The organism is Kitasatospora sp. NPDC098652, assembly GCF_044760155.1.
Lineage (GTDB): Bacteria > Actinomycetota > Actinomycetes > Streptomycetales > Streptomycetaceae > Kitasatospora.
In genome coordinates this window covers 1-19216 of the sequence record NZ_JBIWAQ010000033.1, presented here as the reverse complement: position 1 = coordinate 19216, position 19216 = coordinate 1, and the positions used below count along the sequence as shown (strand labels likewise).

General features: G+C 71.6%; 19 protein-coding genes. 6 read left to right on the top strand and 13 right to left on the bottom strand.

Features of this window, described 5'->3' with window-relative positions; genetic code table 11:
* Nucleotides 1-3: 3 nt before the first annotated feature.
* From ACIQWA_RS37830 to ACIQWA_RS37820, 3 genes are all read right to left on the bottom strand, one after another.
* Nucleotides 4-1218, bottom strand: coding sequence for a hypothetical protein (locus ACIQWA_RS37830; RefSeq protein WP_402490898.1), 1215 nt, complete (start codon nucleotides 1216-1218; stop codon nucleotides 4-6).
* A 76-nt stretch (nucleotides 1219-1294) separates the two neighbouring features.
* Entirely contained in the window at nucleotides 1295-2110 is an 816-nt protein-coding gene (locus ACIQWA_RS37825) for a hypothetical protein (protein WP_402490896.1), read from the bottom strand.
* A 166-nt stretch (nucleotides 2111-2276) separates the two neighbouring features.
* The gene (locus ACIQWA_RS37820) at nucleotides 2277-2627 is read right to left on the bottom strand and encodes a hypothetical protein (protein ID WP_360241577.1); all 351 of its coding nucleotides are present in this window, start codon (nucleotides 2625-2627) and stop codon (nucleotides 2277-2279) included.
* Nucleotides 2628-2875: 248 nt separating this feature from the next.
* Between ACIQWA_RS37820 and ACIQWA_RS37815 the strand changes: the two genes are divergently transcribed.
* On the top strand, nucleotides 2876-4030 hold the full coding sequence (locus tag ACIQWA_RS37815) for an NlpC/P60 family protein (RefSeq protein WP_402490892.1): 1155 nt from the start codon (nucleotides 2876-2878) through the stop codon (nucleotides 4028-4030).
* 179 nt (nucleotides 4031-4209) lie between these two features.
* Nucleotides 4210-4932 carry a phosphatase PAP2 family protein gene (locus tag ACIQWA_RS37810; protein ID WP_360241583.1) on the top strand — a complete coding sequence of 241 codons (723 nt, stop codon included), beginning with the start codon at nucleotides 4210-4212 and terminating at the stop codon, nucleotides 4930-4932.
* Between the two features lie 227 nt (nucleotides 4933-5159).
* Here the strand turns inward: ACIQWA_RS37810 and ACIQWA_RS37805 are convergent, their stop codons facing one another.
* Nucleotides 5160-5354: a hypothetical protein gene (locus ACIQWA_RS37805; protein WP_402490889.1), complete on the bottom strand. Its 195-nt coding sequence runs from the start codon at nucleotides 5352-5354 to the stop codon at nucleotides 5160-5162.
* A gap of 177 nt (nucleotides 5355-5531) precedes the next feature.
* On the opposite strand from ACIQWA_RS37805, the gene ACIQWA_RS37800 reads away from it, so the two are divergent.
* Together ACIQWA_RS37800 and ACIQWA_RS37795 are read left to right on the top strand one after the other, a co-directional pair.
* A complete protein-coding gene (locus tag ACIQWA_RS37800; RefSeq protein ID WP_402490886.1) occupies nucleotides 5532-6431 on the top strand; it encodes a hypothetical protein in 900 nt (299 codons plus the stop codon).
* 183 nt (nucleotides 6432-6614) lie between these two features.
* Complete coding sequence (locus tag ACIQWA_RS37795) at nucleotides 6615-6803, top strand: hypothetical protein (RefSeq protein WP_402490884.1); 189 nt, start codon at nucleotides 6615-6617, stop codon at nucleotides 6801-6803.
* A gap of 38 nt (nucleotides 6804-6841) precedes the next feature.
* Here the strand turns inward: ACIQWA_RS37795 and ACIQWA_RS37790 are convergent, their stop codons facing one another.
* Nucleotides 6842-7219 carry a metal-sensitive transcriptional regulator gene (locus ACIQWA_RS37790; protein ID WP_360241592.1) on the bottom strand — a complete coding sequence of 126 codons (378 nt, stop codon included), beginning with the start codon at nucleotides 7217-7219 and terminating at the stop codon, nucleotides 6842-6844.
* A 358-nt stretch (nucleotides 7220-7577) separates the two neighbouring features.
* On the opposite strand from ACIQWA_RS37790, the gene ACIQWA_RS37785 reads away from it, so the two are divergent.
* Nucleotides 7578-8198 carry a DUF47 domain-containing protein gene (locus ACIQWA_RS37785; protein WP_030059626.1) on the top strand — a complete coding sequence of 207 codons (621 nt, stop codon included), beginning with the start codon at nucleotides 7578-7580 and terminating at the stop codon, nucleotides 8196-8198.
* Nucleotides 8199-8203: 5 nt separating this feature from the next.
* Complete coding sequence (locus tag ACIQWA_RS37780; RefSeq protein WP_360241595.1) at nucleotides 8204-9199, top strand: inorganic phosphate transporter; 996 nt, start codon at nucleotides 8204-8206, stop codon at nucleotides 9197-9199.
* A gap of 198 nt (nucleotides 9200-9397) precedes the next feature.
* Here the strand turns inward: ACIQWA_RS37780 and pstB are convergent, their stop codons facing one another.
* The 8 genes from pstB to mshD all read right to left on the bottom strand — a co-directional run bounded on the left by pstB (nucleotide 9398) and on the right by mshD (nucleotide 19074).
* A complete protein-coding gene (gene pstB, locus ACIQWA_RS37775) occupies nucleotides 9398-10174 on the bottom strand; it encodes a phosphate ABC transporter ATP-binding protein PstB (protein ID WP_350517196.1) in 777 nt (258 codons plus the stop codon).
* A gap of 44 nt (nucleotides 10175-10218) precedes the next feature.
* Entirely contained in the window at nucleotides 10219-11292 is a 1074-nt protein-coding gene (gene pstA, locus ACIQWA_RS37770) for a phosphate ABC transporter permease PstA (protein WP_402490878.1), read from the bottom strand.
* Nucleotides 11289-12266: a phosphate ABC transporter permease subunit PstC gene (gene pstC, locus ACIQWA_RS37765; protein WP_360241604.1), complete on the bottom strand. Its 978-nt coding sequence runs from the start codon at nucleotides 12264-12266 to the stop codon at nucleotides 11289-11291. Before pstC ends, pstA begins: the two co-directional genes overlap by 4 nt.
* Before the next feature lie 150 nt (nucleotides 12267-12416).
* Nucleotides 12417-13547, bottom strand: a complete 1131-nt coding sequence (gene pstS, locus ACIQWA_RS37760; RefSeq protein WP_402490875.1) for a phosphate ABC transporter substrate-binding protein PstS — start codon at nucleotides 13545-13547, stop codon at nucleotides 12417-12419.
* 227 nt (nucleotides 13548-13774) lie between these two features.
* A complete protein-coding gene (locus ACIQWA_RS37755; protein ID WP_402490962.1) occupies nucleotides 13775-14230 on the bottom strand; it encodes an NUDIX hydrolase in 456 nt (151 codons plus the stop codon).
* Between the two features lie 133 nt (nucleotides 14231-14363).
* Nucleotides 14364-15452 carry a CHAD domain-containing protein gene (locus tag ACIQWA_RS37750; RefSeq protein ID WP_402490872.1) on the bottom strand — a complete coding sequence of 363 codons (1089 nt, stop codon included), beginning with the start codon at nucleotides 15450-15452 and terminating at the stop codon, nucleotides 14364-14366.
* A gap of 121 nt (nucleotides 15453-15573) precedes the next feature.
* Nucleotides 15574-17751, bottom strand: coding sequence for an RNA degradosome polyphosphate kinase (locus tag ACIQWA_RS37745; RefSeq protein WP_360241613.1), 2178 nt, complete (start codon nucleotides 17749-17751; stop codon nucleotides 15574-15576).
* A gap of 306 nt (nucleotides 17752-18057) precedes the next feature.
* Nucleotides 18058-19074, bottom strand: coding sequence for a mycothiol synthase (gene mshD / locus ACIQWA_RS37740; RefSeq protein ID WP_402490869.1), 1017 nt, complete (start codon nucleotides 19072-19074; stop codon nucleotides 18058-18060).
* Between the last annotated feature and the right edge of the window lie 142 nt (nucleotides 19075-19216).

The window sequence follows — 19216 nt, the reverse complement described above, 5'->3', positions numbered from 1 at the left end:
CCGTCACCCTCCCTTCGCTGGATTGCTGTCGCGGTTCGGAACCGAGGCCTGCGGCGGCGGCCCGGCCTGCGGCGGCGGGGCCGGCGTCCGGCCGGCGTGCGCGGCGATGCCGGGCGCGACCGAGCCGCCGCCCGCGCCCCCGCCGCCCCCGGCCGCCTGCGGACCGCGGTCGCCGTGGGTGGAGATGCCCTGCTTCATCAGGTTCGCCGTCCCGTTGATCATCGCCGAACCGGCCTGCACCGCGCTGGCCCGGGCCCGGCGCATGTTCAGCATCTCGTCACCGAAGGTCGGGACGAAGCGGTACACCGCGGCGCTCGCGAAGATCGACAGGAACAGGATCGCCAGCCCGGACAGCACCCGGGCGAAGTCGTCGTTGGCCCCGGCGCCGGTCGCCACCGCGCCCGCCAGACCCAGGATGATCACGATGATCGGCTTCGCCAGGTCCACCGCCAGCATCATCCCGGCCCACCGGCGGACGTGCTTCCACAACTGCCGGTCCACCAGCCCCGCGTACACCGCCGTCCCCAGCAGCGCCCCCACGTAGAGCATCGCCGCCCGGATCACCAGCTCGATCCAGAGCACCGCCGCCGCCAGCACCGCGACCAGCGACACCAGCACCAGGATCAGCGGGCCGCCGCCGACGTTCCCCTTCTCCAGGGTGTCGGCGAACCCGCCCAGGTACGTCCCGGTGTCCGACTTCGTCCCGACCGCGATCGCCTTCGTCAGCCCGTCCGTCACGCTCACCACGGTGAACAGGATCAACGGCGTGAACGCGGAGGCCACCACCGTCAGCCACAGGAAGCCGACCGCCTCCGAGATCGCCGTCGTCAACGGCGCCCCGCGCACCGCCCGCTTGGTCACCGCCAGCAGCCACAGCACCAGCGTGATCACCGTCGACACGGCGAACACCACGGCGTACTGCTGCAGGAACGACTGGTTGGTGAAGTCCACCGACGTCGTCCCGTCGATCGCCCCCGACAGGTTCCGCACCACCCACGCCGCCGCCTGGGCACACCCCTTGGCGAGCGACCCGAGCGGATCGGTCACGTTGTTGACGGCGCCGCCGCCGGGGAGGGCGCCGGGCTTGTCCACGCAGAGGATGCCGCTCCCGGAGATCGGCAGATCGGGGCAGTTGGGGTTCTGCGTCCCGGTTGGTGTCGGCGACGGCGACGGCTCGGCGAACACCCGCTGGGCCGCCAGCATCGCCGTCAACTGCACGGCAGCGAGGACGCCGGCCAGCGTCCCCGCTCTGCGTGCGGTCGTACGACGTGCGGTCGTTCGGCGCGTGCTCTGGTCAACGGGCATAGCGGAACCCCCCGAACTGCTGGACGGCGCCGGAGATCTCCTCGGCGGTGGCGGCCTGCTGGTCTCCGGGCATCGGCGCGGGGCCCTGCCTGCTGGTGAAGTCGGTCAGCTTCCAGTCGCTCCCCGTCCAGTGGAGCGAGAGCGCGAGGGTGAACCAGTTGGCGGTCACCGGTTGGACGGAGCGTTCGCCGGCGAGGCCGGTGAGGCCGGTGCACCACACCTCGACCTTGGCGTCCTGGTCGGCATAGGCCGTCGACTTGGTACCGACGGGGACGGTGCGGCTGACGAAGGTGAGGCCCTTGGGCGCGCGGCCCTGGGCATCGAGGCCGTAGCGGGCGACGGTGTCGCCGCCGAAGCCCTGGTCCAGCCGGCTCTGCAGGGCCGCGGCGGAGCCCGGGTCGGCGATAGTGGCGACGATGGTGTGGCGGCTGTCGGCGCGGAACATGTCCGCGGAGCCGATCGCCACCGCGTAGTTGGCGGCAGCGGACTGGGCGCCCTGGTCGCTGTGCGGGTAGCCGGAGGCGATGCCGTTGACGGTGGTGCCGACGGGCTGGTCGCCGCTGGGCGCGGGGCCGGCGCCGGAGCCGGCGCTGGGGGCCGCCCGGTCGGCGGAGCTGCCGCCGCTGCCGGAGCCCGGTTTGCCGCGGTTGGCGATGGAGATGGCGACGACGAGCAGGGTGACGACGACGAGCACGGTCAGCAGGGTGCGCAGCGGCCTGGACTGACGGGAGGTCGGCGGTGCGGAGGGCTGTTCGTCGACCGGCAGCCGCGTACGGGTGTGCGGCTGGTCGTCGGACAACGGCACGGCGGCCCTCCTGGTGCGGGGAGCCGGGCGGCTCCGGGGGCCCTCCGTCCGAGGGCGGGCGCGGACGGGGGGTGGGAACGGGGGTGGACTCCTGGCGGGTCGGCCCGCTGGGGAGGTCCGGGCGGGAACCTGTCCTCAGGCGGGCCGGGTCACTGCTGTCCGATCGTCAGATAGCCATGCCGTAGACAATGGTGAACAGAGTGCCGAGTGATCCAATGATGAACACGCCGGTCAGCCCGGCGATGATCAGCCCCTTGCCCTGTTCGGCGCCGAAGCTGTCCCGCATCGCGGTCGCGCCGATCCGCTGTTTGGCCGCACCCCACACCGCGATGCCGAGGCAGACGAGGATGGCGACGGCCATGATGACCTCGACCATCACCCGGGCCTCCGACCCGAGGCTGGCGAAGGGGCCCCAGTCGGGGGCGATCCCGCCGATGATGGTGTCGATGTTCGGCTTCTTGGGAGGGTCCTCGGCCAGGTGGCCGACCGCATAGGTGTGCACGCTGCTCACGTTCATTTCCATCTCACCGCCCGATCAGGCAAATTCAAGGGCCCGGACCCCGCCCGCGCGAAGGGTCGGTGCCTATTCTTGGCCAGATCTGATGTCGACTTGGCTACTTCTCGCGGATTGGTCGTGAGGCATCGGACACGTACGCGAGGATGTCCACCGTACGAAGGATAGCGCTCACTCTTTGTATCTCTGATGATTGCGGTGAGCAACGCCTTCCGGGACACTTCGACTGACGATTCGTCGGGATGGTGCTGATGGTACTCCGGAAGGCCGGTACGGCCGCCGCTGCGGCGGGAGTTGTCGCGTTCGGGTTCCTCGGTCTGGTGACGATGGGGACGTATGCGGCGGGTGGGACACCACAGCTGGCGGCGAATCGTTCCGCCCTCTCCCCCGGCACCGTTCCGGCGGCCTACCAGGACGCGATCCAGAAGTGGGGCTCGCTCTGCTCGGAGATCTCCCCGCCGATGCTCGCGGCGCAGCTGTACCAGGAAAGCGGTTTCGACCCCAAGGCCCAATCCGGCGTCGGGGCACAGGGAATGGCGCAGTTCATGCCGGGCACCTGGCCGATGTACGCCACGGACGGCGACGGGGACGGCAGGAAGGACGTCTGGAACCCGTACGACGCGATCGCCACCGCGGCGGTCTACGACTGCGCGCTCGCCAAGGACGTGGCCGGTGTGCCGGGCGATCCGCAGGCCAACATGCTGGCCGCCTACAACGCCGGCCCGTACGCGGTGACGACGAACCGGGGCATCCCGCCGTACCGGGAGACCCAGGGGTACGTGCGGAACATTCAGGCGATGGCCCGGAGCTTCGCGGCACCGACCGCGCCGGTGGAGGTGTCCGCGCAGTCGGCCGCCGCGATCTACTTCGCGCAGACCAAGCTCGGCACGCCGTACCTGTGGGGCGGCGAGGGGCTGGCCTCGCAGAACGGGCAGTTCGACTGTTCCGGGCTGACCAAGGCCGCGTTCGAGACCGTGGGGATCGAGCTCCCCCGGGTGGCCAACGACCAGTGGTACGCCGGTCCGCACCCGTCGCGCGATCAGTTGCGGCCGGGGGACCTGGTGTTCTTCGCGACGGACCTGGGCGACCCGCGCACCATCCACCACGTGGGGATCTACGTCGGCGGCGGCTACATGCTCAACGCGCCGCACACCGGGGCGGTGATCCGCTACGACAAGATCGACACCAGGGAGTACATCGGGGCGACCCGGGTCACCTCGGACGGCGCCCAGGCGCTGCCGACGCGCGGTGGCGGCGGCAACGGCGCGGTCAACGCCCCGAGCCGCCCGGGCACGACGGCGCCGACCCCGACCGCCCCCGGAAGCCGGCCCGCGGCCGCCGCCCCGCCCGCCCCGACGGCCGCGGGGCGGGTCAACGGGGCCGCCGGAACCGGTGGGACCGGCTGAGTCGTCCACCGATCTGTGTGCGGCCTGTGGACGCTGAGTCAAGTTTCCATAACCGCGCGTTTCCGTGGAACGCTGGGTCCCGGCGGTGACGTTGGGTCCGGTGGCCCCTCGTCAGCTTCGCGCGCCGGGCGGGCCCCGGCGGGATCGAACAGGTGCAGCGGACCAGAAGGAGGTGCGGCGTGTCGACGCCGCTTGCCGACACGACCAACCCCGACCTCGGTCTGCTCTACGCCGTCAACGGCCTGGCCAAGCGCTCCCCGCAGTGGCTCGACCACGCGGTGTCGTGGATCGGCGAGTACGGCATCCTGATCGGCCTCGCGCTGCTCGGGCTGGTGGGCTGGCTGCAGGCCAGACGCCGGCCGGACGCGCCGGTGGCGATCGCCGGGCTGCTCTGGGTGCCGCTCTCGGTGGCCGTCGCCGAGCTGGCCAACCTGCCGATCGCCGCGATCGTGGACCGGCCCCGGCCCTTCGTCGACCACCCGGGGCTGCTGGTGCTGGTGGACGGCAAGGCCGGCACCCACTCCTTCGTCAGCGACCACTCGACCATGACGATGGCCGTGGCGGTGGCGCTGTTCCTGGTGAACCGGAGGCTGGGCTGGATCGCCGGGGGCCTGGCCCTGCTCCAGGGCTTCTGCCGGATGTTCATGGGCGTCCACTACCCGACGGACGTGATCGGCGGCTTCGCGCTGGCGGTCGCCGTGGTGCTGCTGCTGGCGCCGATCGCGATGGCGGTGCTGGTCCCGTTCTGCCACGCGCTGACCCGGACGGCGGTGGCCCCGCTGGTCCGGGCACCGGAGCGCGGCGCCGCCGCCGGCCGGGGCGCCGAGCGGCGCGGCCGCCGAAGCGGACGGGGAGCGGCGCGCCGGGAGGAGCGGCCGCCGGAGTCCGACCTCGCGGCCTGAGGCCCGGGGGCGGCCCACCGCACCGAACACGCACCGAACGCACCGAAGGGTCGGTCCGGGCGCCAGTAGGGCGTGTCTGACAATTCGCGTCGGATCAGCGCGCGGCGTTGGGGTGCGTGCATCGCAAGGCGGAGGAGGGAGTCCATGCGGAGCATCGGCGACTGACGACAACGCGGCGAGGTGCGTGCCCCGGCGTCGCGCGCCCGGCGGGAATTGTCAGACACGCCCTAGGCCGACGCGTCGGCTCCGTACTCGGCGAGGTGGTCGGCCCCCTCGCGGCGGGCGAGGTCCCGGGAGCGGCGGGCGGCGGAGTACCAGCCGCAGCTGCAGGTCGCGAAGGCGAAGGAACCGCGTTCCCTGAGCGCGACGCGGTGCTCGGGCATCGGGGTGGTGCCGGGGGCGACCGGCAGCTCACTGTGCACGGGATTCACCGTAACGCGCCGGGCGACCGGCACGCGACACCCGCCGGTTCCCGCCGGACCCGTAACCCTTCGCGATCCAACTCGTTTGCCCGGAAAGAGCTCTGCCCTCCCGGCACCCCAGCCGGTGCCGCAGTCGGCGGGGCAGTCGGTCCCGAGGGGGTTGTCGCGAGGATGAAGATGACCGACCAGCAGCGAACCGGGCGGCCGGCGCGCCGTCCGGGGCCGCGCCTGCGCTCGGCGGCCGGCGCCGCCGTGCTCGCCGCCGCGCTGGCCGCGGGGGCGGCCGGGTGCTCGGCCCACTCCGGTGGCGGCTCCTCCGACCAGCAGTCGAACGCGCCCGACCAGCTGGCCACTGACCCGGTGACGGCGGTGCGCAACGCGGCGGACATCACCGGGCGCACCGGTTCCACGCACGCGGCCACCGAGCTGGTCACGGAGTCCGCGGACAAGAAGGCGTCCTTCTCCGGCACCGGTGGCTACGACTACGTGAAGCGGATCGGCCGGCTGGAGGTCCAGGTGCCGCCGGGGGCGGCGACCACGGGGAAGATCGTCGAGGTGGTCCTGCCGGGCACCGTCTACCTGCAGAACAGCGGTGCCAAGGTGCCCGAGGGCAAGTGGGTGAAGCTGGACGTGCGCCAGCTGCCGGACGGCAACCTGGTCAGCAGCGGCGCCACCGACCCGGCCACGGCGGCGGGGGCGCTGCGCGGGGTGCAGAAGGCCGACCTGGTCGGCACCGAGACGGTGGACGGCACCCCGCTGCACCACTACCGCGGCACCCTGGACCTGGCCAAGGCGGCCGACGCCACCGGCGGCCGGGGCGGGGACGGCCTGCGGATGGGCGGGCAGACCTTCACCGTCAAGGAGGTCCCGTACGACGCCTGGCTGGACGACCAGGGGCGGCTGCACAAGGTGGTGGAGGTGTTCACCTTCGCCGGGGTGGCCGGTTCGAAGGAGGCCAAGGACCAGGTGAAGGTCACCTCGACCACCGCCCTCTCGGACTTCGGCAAGCCGGTCGAGGCGGCCGAGCCGCCGGCCTCGGACATCTACCAGATGAAGCCGACGGAGAGCCCGAAGTAGCGCCCCGGCGCCGGGGCGGAACGGGGCGCCGCCGCGGCGGGTGGCCGTCCGGGGAGCGACGGCCACCCGTTTCGGCGGCGCCGAGATGGCCCGTCCGTGCCATGTGGACGGGCCCCGGAGTGCCTAGGCTGGACGTCGGGTGGCTGCCGCCCGGGCTGGCGAGGCACTGAAGGGGTGGTGCAGGTGGTGTCGTCCACGGGCGGCCGCAGCGGCGGCCACGACGACGCGGCCCTCGACGAGATCGAGCTGGCCGGCGAGCTGATGATCGCCGCGACGGCCAGCGCCGGTGACCGGCTGCCGACCGAGCGGATCGACGAGGTGCTGCTGGACCGGGTGGACCCGGCCCGGGCCGAGCGGGAGGGCGAGGGCTGACGGCCCCGGCCGACGGCGCCGACTGACGGCCCCGGGGGTCAGCTGCGCAGCAGTCGGCCGATCGCGGCCGTGGCCTCCGCCACCTTGGCGTCCAGCTCGACGCCGCCCTGCTCGGCGGCCGCGGCGACGCAGTGCCGCAGGTGCTCCTCCAGCAGGGAGAGCGCGAAGGACTGCAGGGCCTTGGTGCTGGCCGAGACCTGGGTGAGCACGTCGATGCAGTAGACGTCCTCGTCCACCATCCGCTGGAGGCCGCGGATCTGGCCCTCGATCCGGCGCAGCCGCTTGAGGTGGGCGTCCTTCTGCGCGCTGTAGCCGTGCGGGCCGTGTCCGCCGTGGCCCGCGGCGGCGGGGGTGGCGGCCCCGGGCCCGGTCCCGGGCGCGTGGTCCGGCTCGGTGCGCGCTTGCGTCGTGGTCATCGGCCCGCCTTCGTCTGAGTGCCTGGTGGCTGCGTCGGCCTCCAGTGTCCAACACCGGGGCCCCGCGTGGTGTTCCGACGGCCCACCCGGCATGTGCCGAACGGCCTGGTGGGGGTCGCGGCGGGGTTAACCCGTCTGAGCGGCGCCCCGGTCTTCCGCACGCGGGACGGGGCAAACGCGTCGAGGTTCCGTCAGACTGAGTCCTTGCGTCCGCACCTGGCGGTGCGGTCCGGGACAGCCGGTGCGGCAGCCGAACGGAAGGGGAGGTTCCGCCTCCCCGGTCACCACCCCGTTTGCGCGATCGCGCTCGGTTGCACCTAGCATCGTTCAGTCCGTACCCCGCACATCGGAGAATTCCGTGCGTTTTAGCCTGACCCCGAAGGAGACGAGTTTCTACGACATGTTCGCCGCCGCCGCGGAGAACCTGGTCGTCGGATCGAAGCTCCTGCTGGAACTGCTGGGATCAGACGTGTCGGCCCGCGCGGAGATCGTCGAGCGCATGCGCGCCGCCGAGCACGCCGGGGACGACACCACCCATGCCGTCTTCCACCAGCTGAACTCCTCCTTCATCACGCCCTTCGACCGCGAGGACATCTACAGCCTCGCCTCGTCGCTGGACGACATCATGGACTTCATGGAGGAGGCCGTCGACCTGGTCGTCCTCTACGACATCCAGACCCTGCCGAAGGGCATCGAGCAGCAGATCGAGGTGCTGGCGCGCGCCGCGGAGCTCACCGCCGAGGCGATGCCGAACCTGCGCAGCATGTCGAACCTGACCGAGTACTGGATCGAGGTCAACCGGCTGGAGAACCAGGCCGACCAGATCCACCGCAAGCTGCTCGCCCACCTGTTCTCCGGTCAGTACGACGCCATCGAGGTCCTCAAGCTCAAGCAGGTCGTGGACGTCCTTGAGGAGGCGGCGGACGCGTTCGAGCACGTCGCCAACACGGTGGAGACCATCGCCGTCAAGGAGTCCTGACCCTCGTGGACATGGCTGCACTCATCGCCGTCATCGGCGTTGCGTTCTTCTTCACGTACACCAACGGCTTCCACGACTCGGCGAACGCGATCGCCACGTCGGTCTCCACCCGGGCGCTGACCCCGAAGGCCGCGCTCGCGATGGCCGCCGTGATGAACCTGGCCGGTGCCTTCCTGGGCAGCGGGGTGGCGCACACCGTCTCGAAGGGGATCATCGAGACCCCCCACGGCAACCAGGGGATGGCGATCCTGTTCGCGGCCCTGGTCGGGGCGATCGCCTGGAACCTGGTCACCTGGTACTTCGGTCTGCCGTCCTCCTCCTCGCACGCGCTGTTCGGCGGCCTGGTGGGTGCGGCCCTGGCCGGCGGCACCGAGGTGATCTGGAGCGGCGTGATCGACAAGATCGTCGTCCCGATGATCGTCTCGCCGGTGGTCGGCCTGGTCGGCGGCTTCATCGTGATGCTGGCGATCCTGTGGATCTTCCGCCGGGCCAACCCGCACAAGGCCAAGCGCAACTTCCGGGTCGCCCAGACCGCCTCGGCCGCCGCGATGGCGCTGGCCCACGGCCTGCAGGACGCCCAGAAGACCATGGGCATCGTGGTCATGGCGCTCACCATCTCCGGCCACCAGACCACCGGTGACATCCCGGTCTGGGTGAAGATCTCCTGCGCGACCATGCTCTCGCTGGGCACCTACGCGGGCGGCTGGCGGATCATGCGGACCCTCGGCCGCAAGATCATCGAGCTGGACCCGCCGCAGGGCTTCGCGGCCGAGGCCACCTCCTCGGTGATCATGTACATCACGTCGTTCGTCTTCAAGGCGCCGATCTCCACCACCCACGTGATCACCGCGGCGATCATGGGCGCGGGGGCCACCAAGCGGATCCGCGCGGTGCGCTGGGGCGTCGCCAAGAACATCGTGCTCGGCTGGTTCATCACGATGCCGGCGGCCGCCGTCGTCGCAGCGCTGATGTACTGGTTCGTCCACCTCTTCTGGGGCTGATCCCCGAACGGCCACGGCCTGAGCGCCGGAGCGCCCACCGTCGGCGCCGGGTCCGAGCGCCCCGGAGGCGAGCGGGCGAGTACCAGCGAGCGGGCGAGTAACAACAAGCAGGGCCCGCCCCCACATCTCGGGGGCGGGCCCTTCTTCATGTCCCGCGGCGGCACCGCCATGCAGCACCACGGGACAGCTGGGGTCGGTCTAGCCGAAGCGGCCGGAGATGTAGTCCTCGGTCGCCTGCACCGACGGGTTGGAGAAGATCCGCTGGGTGTCGTCCAGCTCGATCAGCTTGCCCGGCTGGCCGACGCCGGCCAGGTTGAAGAAGGCGGTGCGGTCGCTGACGCGGGCCGCCTGCTGCATGTTGTGGGTCACGATGACGATGGTGAACTGCGACTTCAGCTCGCCGATCAGGTCCTCGATGGCGAGGGTGGAGATCGGGTCGAGCGCGGAGCAGGGCTCGTCCATCAGCAGGACCTGCGGCTCGACCGCGATCGCGCGGGCGATGCACAGGCGCTGCTGCTGACCGCCGGAGAGGCCGGCGCCCGGCTTGTTCAGCCGGGTGTGGACCTCGTTCCAGAGGTTGGCGCCCTTCAACGAGCGCTCCACCACCTCGTCCAGGACGGCCTTCTTCTTCACGCCGGCGAGCTTGAGCCCGGCGACCACGTTGTCGTAGATCGACATGGTCGGGAACGGGTTCGGGCGCTGGAAGACCATGCCGATCGAGCGGCGCACGGCGACCGGGTCGACGTTGGAGGCGTACAGGTTCTCGTCGTCCAGGAGGACCTTGCCCTCGACCCGGGCGCCGGGGATCACCTCGTGCATCCGGTTGAGGGTGCGCAGGAAGGTGGACTTGCCGCAGCCGGAGGGGCCGATGAAGGCGGTCACCGAGCGGGGCTCGATGCTCATCGAGATGTCCTCGATGGCCTTGGTGGTGCCGTAGTAGGCCGACAGTCCGCTGACGTCGATGCGCTTGGCCATGATCGTTTGCTTCTCTCGTCTGTCTTCGTACGTCAGTCGGTCGCTCAGTGTCCGGCCTTGGGCGAGCGCCAGCGTGCGATGCCCCTGGCGATGAGGTTGAGCCCCATCACGAAGGCGATCAGCACCAGCGCGGCGCCCCAGGCGCGGGCGTAGCCGAAGTCGTTGTTGACCACCGAGTACTGCTGCCAGATGTACATCGGCAGGGACTGCTGCGGTCCGTCGAACGGGTTGCTGTTGATGTAGTCGGCGCCGAACACCAGCATCATCACCGGGGCGGTCTCGCCCGTGATGCGGGCGACCGCGAGCATCACACCGGTGGTGATACCGCCGATCGCGGTGGGGATGACGATCCGCAGGATGGTCTTCCACTTCGGCACGCCCAGGGCGTACGAGGCCTCGCGCAGCTCGTTCGGGACGAGCTTGAGCATCTCCTCGGTCGACCGGACCACGACCGGGATCATCAGGATCGCCAGCGCGAGGCTGCCCGAGAAGCCGGAGTAGCTGAACCCCAGGGCGAGGTTCCAGAGCGAGAGGATGAACAGACCGGCGACGATCGACGGGACGCCCGTCATGACGTCGACGAAGAAGGTGACCGCCTTGGCGAGCCGGCCGCGGCCGTACTCCACCAGGTAGACGGCGGTCAGCAGACCGAGCGGGGCGGCCATCAGGGTGGCCAGGCCGACCTGCTGGAGGGTGCCGAGCAGCGCGTGGTAGATGCCGCCGCCGGGGCCGCTCTGGATCACGCCCTTCATCGAGTGGCTCAGGAAGTTCCCGTTCACCACGCCGATGCCCTGCTGGATCGTGTAGATGGTCAGCGAGGCCAGCGGGACGACGGCCAGGATGAAGGCGACCCAGACCACCGAGGTGGCGAAGCGGTCCTTGGCCTGCCGGCGGCCCTCGACCTGGGCCGAGATCAGGTAGCTGCCGGCCAGGAACAGCAGGGCGGAGAGCAGGCCCCACTGGAGGTGGCTCTCCAGGCCGGCGGCGGCGCCGATCCCGCAGCCGACCGCGATCGCGCCGACGGCGACGACGGGCGGCATCCACTTGGGCAGCCGGTTGGCGGTGAGCTTCGGGCCGACCTGCGGCCGGGCGTCCTCGGGGACGGTGACGGTGGTCATGCGTTGGCCCCCGAGTACTCCTTGCGGCGGGCGATGATCAGTCGCGCGGCACCGTTCACCAGCAGGGTGATCACGAACAGGACGAGGCCGGAGGCCATCAGGGCGTCGCGGCCGTTGTTGCCGGCCTCGGCGAACTTCAGCGCGATGTTCTGCGCGAAGGTGCCGCCGCCGGCGTCCAGGATGTGCAGCGACAGGATGCTGTTGGCGGAGAGCACCACCGCGACCGCGATGGTCTCGCCGAGCGCCCGGCCGAGGCCGAGCATCGAGGCCGAGATGATGCCGGGGCGGCCGAACGGCAGCACCGCGGTGCGGATCATCTCCCAGCGGGTCGCGCCGAGGGCGAGCGCCGCCTCCTCGTGCATCCGCGGCACCTGGCGGAACACCTCGCGGGAGACCGCGGTGATGATCGGCAGGATCATGATCGCCAGCAGGATGCCGACGGTGAACAGGTTGCGCGGGGTGCCGGTCCTGGTCTGGTCGAAGATGTACGTCCAGCCCAGGTACTGGTTGAGCCAGCTGGTCAGCCCGTCCATGTGCGGGACGAGGAACAGCGCGCCCCAGAGGCCGTAGACGATGCTGGGGACGGCGGCGAGCAGGTCGACCAGGTAGGCGAACGGCTGGGCGATCCGGCGCGGCGCGTAGTGCGAGATGAACAGCGCGATCCCGATGGCCACCGGGACGGCGATCGCCATCGCGATGACGGCGCTGACGATGGTGCCGAAGGCCAGCACGGCGATGCCGAAGACCGGCTTCGGGGCGTCCGGCGTCCACTCGAAGGTGGTGAGGAAGTTGCCGTGGTTGTTGCCGAGGGCCAAGACCGAGCGCCAGGCCAGGAAGCCGGCGATCGCGGCCATGATGACCAGCAGCAGGACGCCCGCACCGCGGGCGAGGTTCATGAAGATCTTGTCGCCGACGCGGCTGTCGCGCCGTCGGCTTTCCCTGCCTCGCGGGGCGGCAGGGGAGGATGAAGTCATTGGTCTACTCCGGTCTGGTGGTGCCGCCCCGGTAGGGGGTCGGCACCATGGCGGCGGTGCCCCGGACGTTGGTGCTGGGTTGGTGCGTTCCGGCGGGACGGCCCCGGCCCCCCTCGCTCACGGGGCCGTCCCACCGGGGGTTCTGTCGGGTCAGGCGAGGGTGCCGACCGCGGCCTTCACCTTGTCGCCGATCGCGGCCGGCATCGGGACGTAGCCCTTGTCGCCGATCGACTTCTGGGCGGCGTCGCTGATGGTGTAGTTCAGGAAGGACTTGAGGGTGTCCAGCGTCTCGGCCTTGTTGCCCTTGTCGCAGGCGATCTCGTAGGTCACCAGGACGATCGGGTAGGCGTTGTCGGCCTTGGTGCCGTAGTCCAGGGCGAGGGCGAGGTCGCCGTCGGTGCCCGTGACCGTGGAGGAGGCGATGGTGAGCGCGGCGTTGGCGGCGGTCGCCTCGACCGGCTTGGCGGCACCGGTGGCGATCTGGGCGCTCTTGAGGTTGTTGGTCTGGGCGTAGGACAGCTCGGCGTAGCCGATCGAGTTCTTGACCTGCTTGATCTGGGCCGCGACGCCGGCGCTGCCGTTCGCGGACTGGCCGAGCTTGCCCTTCCACGCCTTGCTCGGCTCGGCGGTCCAGGCGCCGCCACCGGTCTTGGCGAAGTAGGAGGTCAGGTTGAAGGTGGTGCCGGAGTCGTCCGAGCGGTGGAAGCTCTGGATCTCGGCGTCCGGCAGCTTGGCGCTCGGGTTCAGGGCGACGATGGCCGGGTCGTTCCACTTGGTGATCTGCGAGTCGAAGATCTTGGCGGCGGTCGGGCCGTCCAGGACCAGGTTGTCGACGCCCTCGATGTTGTAGACCAGCGAGACCAGACCGGCCACCATCGGCAGGTCGATCGCCTTGCCGCCGGTGCAGACGGCCTTGGAGGCGTCGACGTCGGCCGGCTTGAGGGCGAAGTCGGTGCCGGCGAAGGCGACCTTGCCCTGGGTGAACTGCTGGACGCCGGCACCGGAGCCGCCGCCGCTGTAGTTGATCGTGGTGCCGGAGCAGGCGGCGCCGAAGTTGGTCTTCCACACGTCGATCGCCGGGGCCTGCGCGGTCGAACCGGCGCCCAGGAGCGTGCCGGCCTTGCCACAGTTGATCGCGGCACCGGCCGCGGAGGAGCCGCTGGAACCGCTGGACGCCGTGTTGTTGTTGTCCGACCCGCATGCGGCGAGCGACAGCGAGCTGACGAGCGCCATGGCACCGATGGCGAGGGCCTTGGAGCGGCCGTTCCGCTGGAGCTTCACAGGGGTGTCCCTTTCTGTGGCATTGCCCGCTGCGCAGGCCGTAGGAGTACGGCTGAGCATGGGTTTTGCTGTGGTCCGGGGCCCGTTCGGCCCGCCGGTAGTCCCGAAGTTAGGCCGGGTAGGTGACACGACAGCCGGTCACAAGTGAACGGGAAGTGAACCTCGAACGGATGACAGGAAACTACGTCACGTAGTAACGGTTGCGTCACGGCGCGGGCGCGGGGAGATCACCTCCGCCGCTCCTCCACCGGCGCCGACCCGCCCGTCCGGACGGGCTTCGCCCCCAGGATCACCAGCAGCGCGTCGATCAGCAACCGGTCGCGGTCATGGGTCAGCCGTGCCCGGGCCTTGCCCGCCGGCAGCCAGTCCAGGCGGTCGACCTCGCGGTTCGGCCGGAAGGCCCCGGCGGTCGGCACCGCGGCCCAGTACCGGACCTCCTTGGGGCGGCCCTGCGCCGGGTAGTGCTGGGTCGGCAGCTCCGGGCCGAGCAGGCAGTCGAAGCCGGTCTCCTCCCGCACCTCGCGCAGCGCCGCCTCGATCACGCCCTCGCCCGGGTCGAGCTTGCCCTTCGGCAGGCTCCAGTCGTCGTACTTCGGACGGTGGATCACCGCGATCCGCGGCCGCCCCAGTCGGCCGCTGGGCTTCGGCCGGCCGGGCAGCCAGAGCACCGCGCCCGCCGCCATGATCACCGGGCCGCGGACCGGTGCGGCCGCCGCCGGGCCCACCGCGGGGTTCACCGCAGGGCGCACTGCGGGAGACGCCGGCGGGTTCACCGCCGGGTCCGCTGCCCGGCCGGTGCTCAGGCGATCGTGCAATTCAAGCCGTCCGTGGTGCGGGGGAATGCCCCCAGCCCTCGGCAGGGGGGAGCTCCAGCCAGCCGTCCGGGGACGGCGGGAGCTCGGGCCACCGGCGGCCGAAGGCGTACCGCGCCGCCTCGACCTCCAGTCGTTGATCAGCATGCACCACGCCCAGCACATAGGCGGTCGCGGGGGTGATCCGCGGGGTGCGCGCCGCGGTCGCGGCGGTCATCGCGGCGTCCGCGGCCTCCTGGTGCCGGGCCAGCACCGCGTCCAGCTCGTCCAGCTCGGGGGACGGCCGACCGCACACCTCCAGCGCGTACCGGGCCCGCTTCACCAGGATCCGCAGCCGCGACCAGGGCGCGTCGTCGGCCGCCAGCGCGGCGTCCGCGTCCGCCACCCCGCGCGCCGCCGGCACCGCGCCCAGTCGGCGCAGTCCGTCCCCGCCGTACGGGGTCGCGGCCCGCTGGAGCGGCAGCTGCTGGGCGCTCACCGCCAGCGCGGTGAACGCGGCCGCCGCCTGCGGCCGCAGCACCGCCGACGCCCGGCCCCCGGCCGCCTCCAGCAGCGGCGCCTCGCCGACCAGCAGGGTCATCCGGTCCGCCAGCGCGTGCAGCCGGGCCGAGCGGAGCTCCTGGAGCACCGTGGAGTGCGCCCTGGTCCGGGCCAGGGTCAGCTGCCGGTCCAGCAGCGCCCGCGCCTTGGGGGCGCCCGCGTGCCCGGCCAGCATGCCCGTCCCCTCCGGGTCGGTGCCGCTCAGCGAGTCCACCGCGTCCAGCAGCCGGGCCGAGCGGCGGACGTAACCGGGCTCCAGCGCCAACAGGTTGAGCAGCCAGCGCAGTTCGGTGCGCGACTCCTGCGCCCAGGACTGCTCGAACACGGCCCCGAAGGTGTGCAGCAGCCCGCCGATCCGCCGCACGGCCCGCAGCAGGTCGGCGGTGCCGCTCGCCGGAACGGCCGCGGCCGACCCCGGTCTGGCGCCGACCTCGCCCACCGCGAGCGGCAGGGCGCGCAGGAACGCGCCGGCCTGGGCGGTGAGTTGGCGGGAAAGGATGTCCCCGGCGGTCGCTGTGGAGGCCGCCTGGGCCGTCATCGGCGCTTCGGTCATGGCGTGGTAGATCCCCGTTCCCCCGGGGCCCTTCCCCGGGGCTGGTGGCCGACCGCCGGAGCAGCTCCCCCCGGGGCCCCGGGGGCCCCGACTGCTCCGGCGGCTCGCATCAGTGGACGCGTCAGCGCGAGGTGGCGGCCCGGCGGCGCTGGCGCGAGTCGATGAGCAGGTCCTGGACGTGCCGCAGCGGCTTGCCCTCGGCGTCCTGCGAACGGCGTTCCCAGGCACCGTCCGGGCCCAGGTGCCAGGACTCGGTCTCGTCCGACACCCCGAGGTCGATCAGCCCGGACAGCTCGGCCCGGTGCGCCGGATCGGTGATCCTGAGCAGCGCCTCGATCCGGCGGTCCAGGTTGCGGTGCATCATGTCGGCGCTGCCGATCCACACTTCGGGATCGCCGTTGTTGCCGAACACGAAGATCCGGGAGTGCTCCAGGAAGCGCCCCAGGATGCTGCGCACCCGGATGTTCTCGCTCAGCCCGGGCACTCCCGGACGGACCGCGCAGATGCCGCGGACCCAGACGTCCACCGGCACCCCGGCCTGCGAGGCCCGGTAGAGCGCGTCGATCAGGGCCTCGTCGACGATCGAGTTGACCTTGATCTTCACGTACGCGGGCCGGCCGGCCCGGTGGTGGGCGATCTCGTTGTGGATCCGGGAGACCAGCCCGTCGCGCAGGCCGCGCGGGGCGGTCAGCAGCCGGCGGTAGGACTCCCGGCGCGAGTAGCCGGACAGCCGGTTGAAGAGGTCCGAGAGGTCCGCGCCGACCTGCGGGTCGGAGGTGAGCAGGCCGAGGTCCTCGTACAGCCGGGCGGTCTTCGGGTGGTAGTTGCCGGTGCCGACGTGCGAGTAGCGGCGCAGGGTGTCGCCCTCCTCGCGGACCACCAGCGACAGCTTGCAGTGGGTCTTGAGCCCGACCAGGCCGTAGACCACGTGACAGCCGGCCTCCTCCAGCTTGCGCGCCCACTTGATGTTGGCCTGCTCGTCGAAGCGCGCCTTGATCTCGACCAGCACCAGCACCTGCTTGCCGGACTCGGCGGCGTCGATCAGCGCGTCCACGATCGGCGAGTCGCCGGAGGTGCGGTACAGGGTCTGCTTGATCGCCAGCACGTCCGGGTCGGCGGCGGCCTGCTCCAGGAAGGCCTGCACCGAGGTGGAGAAGCTGTCGTACGGGTGGTGCAGCAGCACGTCGCGCTCGCGCATCGCGGCGAAGATGTCCGGCTGCGAGGCGGACTCGACGTCGGTCAGCCCGCGGGCCGTACCGGCCACGAACTTCGGGTACTTGAGCTCCGGCCGGTCCAGCTCGGCGATGCCGAACAGGCCGGTCAGGTCCAGCGGACCGGGCAGCGGGAAGACCTCCGCCTCGGTGATGTTCAGCTCCCGCACCAGCAGGTCCAGGATGTAGGGGTCGATCGACTCCTCGACCTCCAGCCGGACCGGCGGGCCGAAGCGCCGCCGCATCAGCTCCTTCTCCAGGGCCTTGAGGATGTTCTCGGTGTCGTCCTCCTCCACCTCCAGGTCCTCGTTGCGAGTGACCCGGAAGGCGTGGTGGGCCAGCACCTCCATCCCCGGGAAGAGCTCCTCCAGGTGCGCGCCCATGACGTCCTCCAGCGGGACGTACCGCTGGGGCGAGGCCTCCAGGAACCGGGCCAGCGACTGCGGCACCTTCACCCGGGCGAAGTGCTTGTGGCCGGACACCGGGTTGCGGACCACCACGGCGAGGTTGAGCGACAGCCCCGATATGTAGGGGAAGGGGTGCGCCGGGTCGACCGCCAGCGGGGTCAGCACCGGGAAGATCCGCTGCCGGAACAGGGTGTGCAGCCGGGCCTGCTCCTTCTCGGCCAGCTCCGGCCAGCGGACCACCTCGATGCCCTCGGCGGCGAGGTCCGGCAGCACCTCCTGCTGGAAGGCGGCGGCGTGACGGGCCATCAGCTCGCGCGAGCGGGTCCAGATCAGGTCCAGCACCTCGCGCGGCTGGAGGCCGGACGCGCTGCGCTGGGCCACGCCGGTGGCGATCCGGCGCTTGAGGCCGGCGACCCGGACCATGAAGAACTCGTCCAGGTTGCTCGCGAAGATCGCCAGGAACTTCGCCCGCTCCAGCAGCGGGATCCCCGGGTCCTCGGCCAGCTCCAGGACGCGTTCGTTGAACGCGAGCCAGCTCCGCTCACGGTCCAGGAAGCGGCCCTGCGGCAGTGCTTCGAACTCCTGCTCGTCCGTGGCCGGCAGCTCCGGCGGGACGCCCAGCGCACTGGACATCCGCGCCGTGGGCGCCAGCGGGGCAGGGACGGGGCGGGGGATGCTCATGGGTTCCAGCTCCTCCAGCAGGACGGCGTCCGGACGCGAATGGCTCTGCGGGCCGTCGTCCTCGCCCCGGGTCGCCCCCGGGGACAGCGCCCACCCACCGGGCGCGGTCCGTACAGGACCGGCCGGGGATTGGCGGTCGACTCTGCACGAGCGAGACACTACGGACTTCATCCTGTGATCTTCGCGGCAGCAATTGAATCCACGGTAAACACCGCATGGCCAGGAGGAAAGCTGAGTCGGTCGGAGCAAGGGGCGGCGGGCCTCGCCGCCCCCGCCCACGACCGCCCTCGACCGCTCCGTCTCGGCCTACCGGTCGGCTGCCCGGACCGCCTGGTACCGGGCGCGGTACATGAGGTCCACCTCGTGGACAGTGAATCCCAGTCGCTCGTAGACCCGGACGGCGGCCGGGTTGTCGGCGTCGACGTAGAGGAGGACCGTCTCCAGTCCACGCTCGCCGGCTCCTGACCCGGTCAGGTGACGCAGACCGGCTGCGGTCAGCGCGCGGCCGAGGCCGCTGCCCTGCTCGGCCGGGTCCACCCCGACGACGTACACCTCGCCGAGCTCCGGCTCGGTGGCGGTGGCCGGGTGCACCTTGGTCCAGTGGAAGCCGACGACCTGGCCGTCCCGGGTCGCGAGGAAGAAGCCCGCCGGGTCGAACCAGGGCTCGGCGATCCGCTCCGCCAGGTCCTGCTCCGTCCAGGAGCCCTGCTCGGGGTGGTGGGCGAAGGCCAGGGCGTTCAGCCGCAGCCACTCGGCGTCGTCCTCGCCCGGGCGGAAGGTGCGGAACTCGATGCCCTCGGGCACGGCCACGGCCTCGGTCTGCGGACCGCTGCGGCGCATCTGCCGCAGCTCCCGGACCAGCTCAGCGCCGTAGGCCTCGGCCAGGTGCCGGGCCGCCGGGTGACCGCCGTGCACCCAGAAGTCCACCGCGTCCCGGCCGGCCAGGTGGGCCTGCTCCAGGACGGCGTCCACCAGCGGGCGGGCCAGGCCGCGGCCGCGGGCGGCCGGGTCGACCACCAGCTCGGCGGACGGGTTCGCGGTCGCGGCCTCCGGCACCTCGACCTGGCCGTAGCCGACCACGGTCGCGCTCCCGGTGCTGGTGCCGGTCTCGGTCTCGGTCTCGGTCTCGGTCTCGGTCTCGTCGAGGATCAGGTGGGTGACGCCCGGCCGGGGCGTCTCGGCGTTCCGCAACCGCAGCCGGCCCTGCTCGGAGACCGCGGCCCGGCCGTCGACCGCCTGGGCCTCCGCCAGAACACGCAGGGCGCCGTCGCGCTGCTCGGGGCGGAGCACGTTGCTCGCAATGACCGCTGTCTGATCGTCCATGCCCTGACAATACGTCAACGGAAATGCGAAAAGCCCCTGATCCGTAGGGATCAGGGGCTTTTCTGAATGATTGTTCGGCGGCGTCCTACTCTCCCACAGGGTCCCCCCTGCAGTACCATCGGCGCTGTGAGGCTTAGCTTCC

Excerpts from the sequence above, each read along its gene's own strand:
- ACIQWA_RS37820 (WP_360241577.1), bottom strand. The coding sequence starts at position 2,627 with ATGAACGTGAGCAGCGTGCACACCTATGCGGTCGGCCACCTGGCCGAG.
- ACIQWA_RS37800 (WP_402490886.1), top strand. The coding sequence starts at position 5,532 with ATGACCGACCAGCAGCGAACCGGGCGGCCGGCGCGCCGTCCGGGGCCG.
- mshD (WP_402490869.1), bottom strand. The coding sequence starts at position 19,074 with ATGGACGATCAGACAGCGGTCATTGCGAGCAACGTGCTCCGCCCCGAG.
- ACIQWA_RS37790 (WP_360241592.1), bottom strand. The coding sequence starts at position 7,219 with ATGACCACGACGCAAGCGCGCACCGAGCCGGACCACGCGCCCGGGACC.
- ACIQWA_RS37815 (WP_402490892.1), top strand. The coding sequence starts at position 2,876 with ATGGTACTCCGGAAGGCCGGTACGGCCGCCGCTGCGGCGGGAGTTGTC.
- ACIQWA_RS37755 (WP_402490962.1), bottom strand. The coding sequence starts at position 14,230 with ATGGCGGCGGGCGCGGTGCTCTGGCTGCCCGGCCGGCCGAAGCCCAGC.
- pstB (WP_350517196.1), bottom strand. The coding sequence starts at position 10,174 with ATGGCCAAGCGCATCGACGTCAGCGGACTGTCGGCCTACTACGGCACC.
- ACIQWA_RS37750 (WP_402490872.1), bottom strand. The coding sequence starts at position 15,452 with ATGACCGAAGCGCCGATGACGGCCCAGGCGGCCTCCACAGCGACCGCC.
- pstA (WP_402490878.1), bottom strand. The coding sequence starts at position 11,292 with ATGACCACCGTCACCGTCCCCGAGGACGCCCGGCCGCAGGTCGGCCCG.
- ACIQWA_RS37745 (WP_360241613.1), bottom strand. The coding sequence starts at position 17,751 with ATGAGCATCCCCCGCCCCGTCCCTGCCCCGCTGGCGCCCACGGCGCGG.
- pstC (WP_360241604.1), bottom strand. The coding sequence starts at position 12,266 with ATGACTTCATCCTCCCCTGCCGCCCCGCGAGGCAGGGAAAGCCGACGG.